At 45.8% G+C, this 7,738-nt stretch carries 6 protein-coding genes; all 6 read left to right on the forward strand.

The genetic code is table 11. The features are described from left to right. Positions 1-41: 41 nt before the first annotated feature. The 6 genes from HF966_RS07525 to cysS all read left to right on the forward strand — a co-directional run bounded on the left by HF966_RS07525 (position 42) and on the right by cysS (position 7,468). On the forward strand, positions 42-1,544 hold the full coding sequence (locus HF966_RS07525; RefSeq protein ID WP_168677574.1) for an MDR family MFS transporter: 1,503 nt from the start codon (positions 42-44) through the stop codon (positions 1,542-1,544). Between the two features lies 1 nt (position 1,545). Next, positions 1,546-2,223, forward strand: coding sequence for a DUF4811 domain-containing protein (locus tag HF966_RS07530; RefSeq protein WP_168677576.1), 678 nt, complete (start codon positions 1,546-1,548; stop codon positions 2,221-2,223). Positions 2,224-2,352: 129 nt separating this feature from the next. Next, positions 2,353-3,798, forward strand: a complete 1,446-nt coding sequence (locus HF966_RS07535) for a glycosyltransferase (RefSeq protein ID WP_168677578.1) — start codon at positions 2,353-2,355, stop codon at positions 3,796-3,798. Next, positions 3,795-4,628, forward strand: coding sequence for a glycosyltransferase (locus HF966_RS07540; protein ID WP_168677580.1), 834 nt, complete (start codon positions 3,795-3,797; stop codon positions 4,626-4,628). Before HF966_RS07535 ends, HF966_RS07540 begins: the two co-directional genes overlap by 4 nt. An 81-nt stretch (positions 4,629-4,709) precedes the next feature. After that, complete coding sequence (locus tag HF966_RS07545; RefSeq protein ID WP_168677582.1) at positions 4,710-5,927, forward strand: phosphoglycerate kinase; 1,218 nt, start codon at positions 4,710-4,712, stop codon at positions 5,925-5,927. 128 nt (positions 5,928-6,055) lie between these two features. Further along, positions 6,056-7,468, forward strand: a complete 1,413-nt coding sequence (gene cysS / locus HF966_RS07550; protein WP_168677584.1) for a cysteine--tRNA ligase — start codon at positions 6,056-6,058, stop codon at positions 7,466-7,468. The last annotated feature ends 270 nt before the right edge of the window (positions 7,469-7,738 follow it).

The following is a 7,738-nucleotide window of genomic DNA, read 5'->3' on the forward strand; positions in this document are numbered from 1 at the left end:
AAAAAGATAATAAGTTCATCATGATTAAAAAGGAGAACAATATGAGTGAAGAAATTCGCGACACGCATGGCAAGCCCATCAATCGCATGGCGATGATGATGGTTTTGATGGTCGGCGTGTTTTCTGTCATGCTGATGCAGACAGCATTAGGTACAGCCTTGCCTGCGCTAATGAAGGCTTTTGATGTCAATGCCTCAACCGTGCAATGGCTAACAACAATTTTTTTAATGGCTAACGGGATTATGGTGCCGGTTTCAGCCTACTTGACTACGCGCGTACCCACGAAAGCCTTATATCTTTCCGCACTTGGGTTGTTTACCGCGGGAACTTTAGTTGCTTTTTTGACACCAACGACAGCTTTTTGGCTCTTAATGGTCGCCCGCGTCTTACAAGCGATGGCGGTCGGGATCTTGATGCCATTGATGCAAGTGGTTTCTTTGTCCTTATTTGATGCAGAATCACGTGGTAAAGCGATGGGACTTGGTGGCTTGGTGATTGGTATGGCACCAGCGATTGGGCCAACGTTGTCAGGCTGGATTTTGGAAAAGGACCATACTTTTCTTGGTTTGACATTGGTTAACTCTTGGCGTTCGATCTTTGGTGTCGTGCTACCCGTTGTCATCATTGTTATGATTGCATCATGCTTTATTTTCCATGACGTGTTGCCAACACAAAAAGTGACGTTAAATATTCGCTCGTTAATTGAATCAACCTTTGGGTTTGGCCTTGTCTTGTATGGCTTTGCTATGGTGGCGTCCAACGGTTGGGGGAGTGCGCAAGTTCTTGTGCCCTTAATGATTGGCTTTATAACGGTCATTGAATTTATGTGGCATCAATCAAGAATGGCTAAGCCGTTCTTGGACATGTCGGTCTTTAAGTCAAAGCAGTTCACCATCACAACAATTTTGGTCTCACTGGCCATGATGGCCATGATTGGTGTTGAAATGGTGTTGCCAATTTATATGCAAAACATTCGTGGCTTGACGCCACTGCATTCTGGGTTGATATTGTTGCCCGGGGCATTGATGATGGGAATTGTTTCACCAATCGCTGGTGCATTTTATGATAAGCATGGCGCCAAGCGTTTGGCCATTACTGGCTTTACGATTTTGATCATCGGTACCGTACCATTGATCTATTTAACGGCTGACACACCAACGCTTTATATTACGGCTTTGTACACTTTGCGGATGTTTGGTATCGCCATGACTATGATGCCATTAACGGCTTCGGCGATGGGCGCTTTGTCACCGCAAACAGCGGCCCAAGGAACAGCTGCTAACAATACGATGCGTCAGGTCGCCTCATCATTGGGTACGGCGGTATTGGCTTCAGTGATGCAATCGGTTACTAAGCACAATATGCCAGTGGCTGCCATGAAAGGGAAAGATCCTTTGGCATTTGGTCAAAAGGCGTTAGATGCTACGCTCAATGGCTTCCATGCGTCATTCTTATTAGCCGCAGCATTTTCGGTGGTTGCCTTATTAGCAGCCTTCTTGCTACACAGTGGTAAGGTCAATACACCAGCAAAGGAGGCAGCATAATATGATTATTATCATTTTGGCGTTATTTGCTGTTTTGGCATTTTGGTCCAATATGACCATTAAAACAGCTGTTGTGCGTTATGCCACGACGAGCCTCATGTTTATCGGGTTAATGATCAGTGTCGTTGCCATGGTGGCGAATATGCACGATCATTTTGGTATGAAAACGGTCACTACGACGACGAAAACTCAGATTTATTCGGCCGGTTCAGCGCAACAAACCTTCGGTGTCTTGCTCTACCAAAGTGTGGGCACAGCGGGTAAGGAAAACGTTTATATTTATAAGGCGACACCAACTGCCGCAAAAACAACGCTTGCTAAGCCGGATTTAAAGACAACGTCTAGCCATGTCGCCGTATCTGGTAATCGCGCTTACAAGGTTGTGCAACGCACTCGGTACGTTTACCGTAATAATGGCTACAAGTTCTTGTTTGGTTGGGCCGATAATAACCAACAGTTGAAACATCGGCATGTGACTTATCAAGTGCCAGCAACTTGGGTGGCGATGACCCCCGATCAGGCAAAATCTTTGTCAGCCAAGTTGGCGCCAAAAACGCCAGAAGCACAGGCTAGTGCTGCGGCGCAGCAAGCGCAGTTGTCGGCATTAGCAAAGTCTGACCCCGACAAAGCTGCTGCGTTACAAGTGGCACAAATTAAAAAAGTTTTGGCGATTCAATAAGCAAAACAAAGCTAAAAGCGATAACTTCGGTTTCAGAGGTTGTCGCTTTTATGCTATGATAATGAAAAATAACTGGCTAATGGGTGGGCTTTGCCCAAATGTTATAATCTAGGATCGCGAGGTGAGTGCATGTATTTTTTTGTGAACCAAGGCATTGGACACAGTAACAGTGGCGTTGAACACGCCCAGTTTTACCGTGCGGCGCGATTTCGTGCGCTTGGCTTACCATTTAAATTTGTCTTCACGGATCATTTACCCCAGCTCCACCAGCATATGGGTGAGTGGCAGTTAGCCGAACACGACGTGATTGGATTATATGATTATTTGCTGAGTGACGCGCCAGACGATTACTTGCACTTTGGCACGACACAACCACACAGTTATCATGAAGACGCGTTATGGGACACGCAACAAAGGCAGCGTTTATTATTTAGACAAACGACCGGGCAGTATACGGAAACGATTCAGCGTCGGCAGCAACATGCGGATGCTGCCAAAGGCAGTTGGGTGGTTGATCGGGTGATATTAGAAAATAAAACACATCGTATCTCTTGGCATTATCAATATATGAGTGATGAGGTGAAGCAGCCGGTGGACATTCATGTCGATAACTTCCGCGGGCGCCATTACTTATTCACAACCCAGGATGAGTTACTGCAGTTTTTCTTTTCTGAATTAGAGCGTTACTTTGACCACAACGTTTATCTGATTGATCGCGGGACAGCCCATGAAACGGCACTGGTCACCTTGAAACAACAAGGGGCTGATTTAAAATTAGGCGTTGTCATCCATGCTGCCCATTTTGTTGATTTTGTGGCCGGGCACCCGCTCTGGAATAATCATTATCAGTATCTCTTTGACCACGTAGCTTTGATTGATTTGATTGTTGTGTCAACAGTGCAACAGCGCCTGGATATCATCACCCAACTGCAAAAGGTTGGCGTCCATAATGTGGCCCAAAAGGTTGTCGTTATTCCGGTCGGTGGTGTGGCATCAGTGGCGCAGCCGCGCCACTGGGCCGGGGGCACTGCGAAATTTGTCACGGCAGCACGCTTGCATCGAGAAAAAAATTTGACGCATCTGATTCAAGCCGTGCAACAACTCCGACAAGCCGGGGAGTCGGTGACGCTTGATATTTTCGGTGTTGGCCAGGAATATGCCCCATTAGCCCGGCAAATCCAGACGGCGCAACTTGAGGGGGTGGTCACGTTAAAGGGGCTGAGTCAAGATATGGTGACTGCGATGCAACCCTACGATGCGTTTGTTTCAGCATCATATTCTGAGGGGTTTGGGTTGGCTTACATGGAGGCGATCAGTCTTGGGTTACCGATTGCAACCTATGCTAATCAGTACGGTGCGCAAGCGCTAGTACGAGAGAATGTGAATGGCCACTTAGCGGCCTTTGTACCTGAAAAAACAGCTGAATCACAAAATATCGTGCACTTGACGCAAGCGATGCGCCGAATCTTGACACATTATGATGCATTATCGCAAGGTGCCAGCCAAGTAGCCGCTGACTTCACCGACGAGAGGATTGCCGCACAATGGCAGCGTGTTTTGGAGGGCTTGGTATGACGATTGAATTAATTAATACGTTAACCAACACTGATTTGCCGGCAATTGCTTGGCAAATTGCACAGGTGCGCGCTGGGAAAAGTGAAGCTTTGTGGCTAGCGACACCACACGAGGATGCTGTGCATTTGATCAAAAAACAGGGGCTCCTACCGACACAAGTGTTTGATATGTATGCGCAAAAATATTTATCTGACATTGATGAAACACAAGGGATTTGGTGGACTGATTTACCAGTACCCGACGAGGCGCAGTTCTTGATTTATCCAGATTGGACAAAGCATATTGTCAGTCGTGGCATTGAGCGGGCGAGCGTACGTTGGTTTAATGATGCCCAAAGGTTGGCCCAAGCGGTGGTTTGGGTAGATTACGCTGGCCAGGTGGATTATAAAGATATTTACCAACGTGACGGGGCCTTGTTTGCCAAGCAATATTTTAGTGCAGGGGCGCTGCATCAGTCAGATTTTTATTTTGGGAAACCGAATGTACAGGTGCGTGATTTTTATGCTAATGGGCGGCGTGATTTTGTGTATGCTTATGACCAAAAGTATGTCTCAGCGGCTAGTTACTTGCGTTATGTGAGTCAGCGCTATGCCAAAGCGTCCATTAATGTGACGCAGTTCGATCGCACTTTGACGTTTGTGCCACCACAAACATCTTTCACTGTGATTGATGGTGTCTGTGACGACCAAGGACAATTGCGGCCAGAATTGGTTGATATTTTGACCGATGATGCCCATCCAATCATGACAGTGCGGGTATCAACAAGTGACTATCAACGCTTACAAGCACGCGGGGTACCTTTGCACAAGGTGGTGACGATCACAATTTGAAAAGCTTTTCACATATCCCAACACAACATTGGGATTTTGTTCTATAATAGGTGTGTAAGAATAAAATTTTTGGAGGCTATCATGGCTAAATTGACTGTTTCAGATTTGGAACTTTCAGGTAAGAAAGTATTGATGCGCGTTGACTTCAACGTGCCTATCAAGGCAGGCGTTATCGGAAACGATAACCGTATTGTGGCAGCTTTGCCAACAATCAAGTACGTGTTAGAAAATCATGGTCGTGCGATCTTGTTCTCTCATTTGGGTCGTATCAAGTCTGAAGATGATAAGAAAGACTTGTCATTGGCACCTGTTGCAAAGCGCTTGGGTGAATTGCTTGGTCAAGAAGTAAAGTTTGTCCCACAAACACGTGGGGCTGAACTGGAAGCTGCTATTAATGCTTTACAAGATGGTGAAGTGTTGATGGTTGAAAACACCCGTTTTGAAGATGTTGTTGATGGCCAAGAAGTTAAGAATGAATCAAAGAACAATCCTGAATTGGGTAAGTACTGGGCCTCATTGGGTGATGATTTGTTTGTGAACGATGCCTTTGGTACAGCACACCGTGCCCATGCCTCTAACGTTGGTATTTCAGCAAACGTCTCACAAGCAGCGGCTGGCTTCTTAATGGAAAAGGAAATTAAGTTCTTGGGTGATGCTGTGGCCAACCCAGTGCGCCCCTTCGTGGCAATTATTGGTGGTGCTAAGGTTTCAGATAAGATTGAAATCGTGAAGTCATTGCTTGGCAAGGCTGATAAGGTCATTGTCGGTGGTGGCATGGCCTACACATTTGACGCAGCCAAGGGTTACAAGATTGGGAACTCATTGTTTGAAGCCGATAAGGTTGAATTGGCAAAGGACTTGATGGCGGAAGCTGGCGACAAGTTGGTTTTGCCAGTTGATTCAATTGCTGCTGCTGCCTTCTCAAATGATGCCAAGACAGAAGTAGTTGATGCACAAGCCGGTATCCCTGACGGTTACATGGGACTTGACATTGGACCAAAGTCGGTTCAATTGTTGCAAGACACATTGGCTGATGCTAAGACAGTCGTTTGGAACGGCCCAATGGGTGTCTTTGAAATGCCAAACTTTGCCAAGGGGACATTGGCCATTGGTGAAGAACTTGTGAAGGTGACAGAAAATGGTGGCACTACGATTGTTGGTGGTGGTGATTCAACTGCTGCCGTACAACAATTAGGTGTTGCGGATAAATTGTCACACATTTCAACTGGTGGCGGTGCGTCATTGGAATACCTTGAAGGTAAGGAATTACCAGGGATTGCTGCAATTACAGAAAAGTAAACAAAAAACAGCCAGCTGGCTGTTTTTTTATTTGTCGTTGTTATCTCTTGATACTGGCTAATAGGACAATTATTGGTTGGTCATGTATAATAGGGCTAATAGAACCAACTAAGATTGAGGAGTATCGTATGATTCAAGTTTATAATACATTGTCTCGCGAAAAAGAAGTTTTCCAACCGCTAAAACCAGGTCAAGTGACAATGTATGTCTGCGGACCGACAGTGTATAACTACATTCATATTGGTAACGCGCGTTCGGCGATTGCTTTCGATGTGATTCGACGATACTTTGAATATCGCGGTTATACGGTGAAATATGTTTCTAATTTTACAGATGTAGACGATAAAATTATTAAGCGCGCACGTGAAGAAGGCGTCGATGAGATGACGATTGCTAACACGTATGCGGACGCTTTTCACGCAGATACTTTGCCGCTAAATATTAAGCCAGCCACCATTCGCTCGCGTGCGACTGAAGTCATTCCTGATATCATCACATTTGTATCAGATTTGATTGATAAAGGCTATGCGTATGAGTCAGCAGGGGATGTTTATTTCCGTGCTAAGCAATTTAAGGGTTATGGCATTTTGGCCCATCAAGACCTAACGGAAATGACAGCGAATGCCGCTGGCCGTTTAGATGATGAGGAGCTGACTCGTAAGGAAGATCCCATTGATTTTGCAGTTTGGAAAGCGAGTCATGCTGATGATGAAATCTCATGGGATTCCCCATGGGGTAATGGCCGGCCAGGATGGCACATTGAGTGCTCCGTGATGTCTCAAAAATATTTGGGCAAAACCATTGATGTTCATGGTGGCGGTATTGATCTCGCTTTTCCACACCATACGAATGAAATTGCACAATCGGAAGCCCGCACGGGCCAAAAATTTGTGAATTACTGGTTACATAACGGTTTTGTCAATGTTGATAATGAAAAGATGTCGAAGTCGTTGGGTAATTTTACAACCTTACATGACATGCTAACGGATTACGATGATCCCATGGCGATTCGCTACCTACTGGCCACGACCCATTATCGGCGACCCATTAACTATGCACCGGATACATTGGCGCAAGCGCAAGCTGCACTAGATCGTATTCGCACCGGCTATCGCAACTTACAGTTCCGATTAGAAACAGCTGAATCTGGTCAAGATGGCACCTTAGAAGCCGCCATCCAACAACACATCCAAGCTTTTGAACGCGCTATGGATGATGATTTTAATGTGCCAAACGCGGTAGCGTCAATTTTTGAACTCATCACATTGGCTAATACGTATGCAGAAGCACCAACAATCCAACGCGAAACAGCAACCGTCTTGCTTACAGCAATTGCAACGCTGATGGGGATTTTAGGCGTTGACGGGCTAACCGGACCATCGGACTTAACTGCAGAGCAACAACGACTGATTGATGCGCGTGCGATTGCACGCACTTCACAAGATTACCAAACATCTGATGCGCTACGTGAGCAGCTGAAAGCATTGGGTATCATCATAGAAGATACACCGCAGGGCCAGCGATGGCATCGTGCAAATTAAAACCGCTTCGGCGGTTTTTTTGTTAAGTAAAAAATCAGTAAAAGAATAAAGCAAACGGCACGAGAAAAGGGCAAGGGAAAAGCGGGTAAAAAGCGAACGGCAAAAGTGAGGAAAGGGGGTGATAAAGGGGATAAACGAACGTGTAAAATAGAAGACAAAAAAGGGTTGACTGAGGGGAAGAAAGGCGGTATATTAGTATATGTTCTAACGGCGGCGCAAAAGCAAGGCATAACTTGAAGGAGCGATTCGTAAGAGTTGCGTAAAGAAGTA

The organism is Leuconostoc holzapfelii (assembly GCF_012396485.1).
Classification (GTDB): Bacteria; Bacillota; Bacilli; order Lactobacillales; family Lactobacillaceae; genus Leuconostoc; species Leuconostoc holzapfelii.

Coding starts and splice junctions, on each gene's coding strand:
- cysS (WP_168677584.1), top strand. CDS start 6,056: ATGATTCAAGTTTATAATACATTGTCTCGCGAAAAAGAAGTTTTCCAA.
- HF966_RS07545 (WP_168677582.1), top strand. CDS start 4,710: ATGGCTAAATTGACTGTTTCAGATTTGGAACTTTCAGGTAAGAAAGTA.
- HF966_RS07535 (WP_168677578.1), top strand. CDS start 2,353: ATGTATTTTTTTGTGAACCAAGGCATTGGACACAGTAACAGTGGCGTT.
- HF966_RS07540 (WP_168677580.1), top strand. CDS start 3,795: ATGACGATTGAATTAATTAATACGTTAACCAACACTGATTTGCCGGCA.
- HF966_RS07525 (WP_168677574.1), top strand. CDS start 42: ATGAGTGAAGAAATTCGCGACACGCATGGCAAGCCCATCAATCGCATG.
- HF966_RS07530 (WP_168677576.1), top strand. CDS start 1,546: ATGATTATTATCATTTTGGCGTTATTTGCTGTTTTGGCATTTTGGTCC.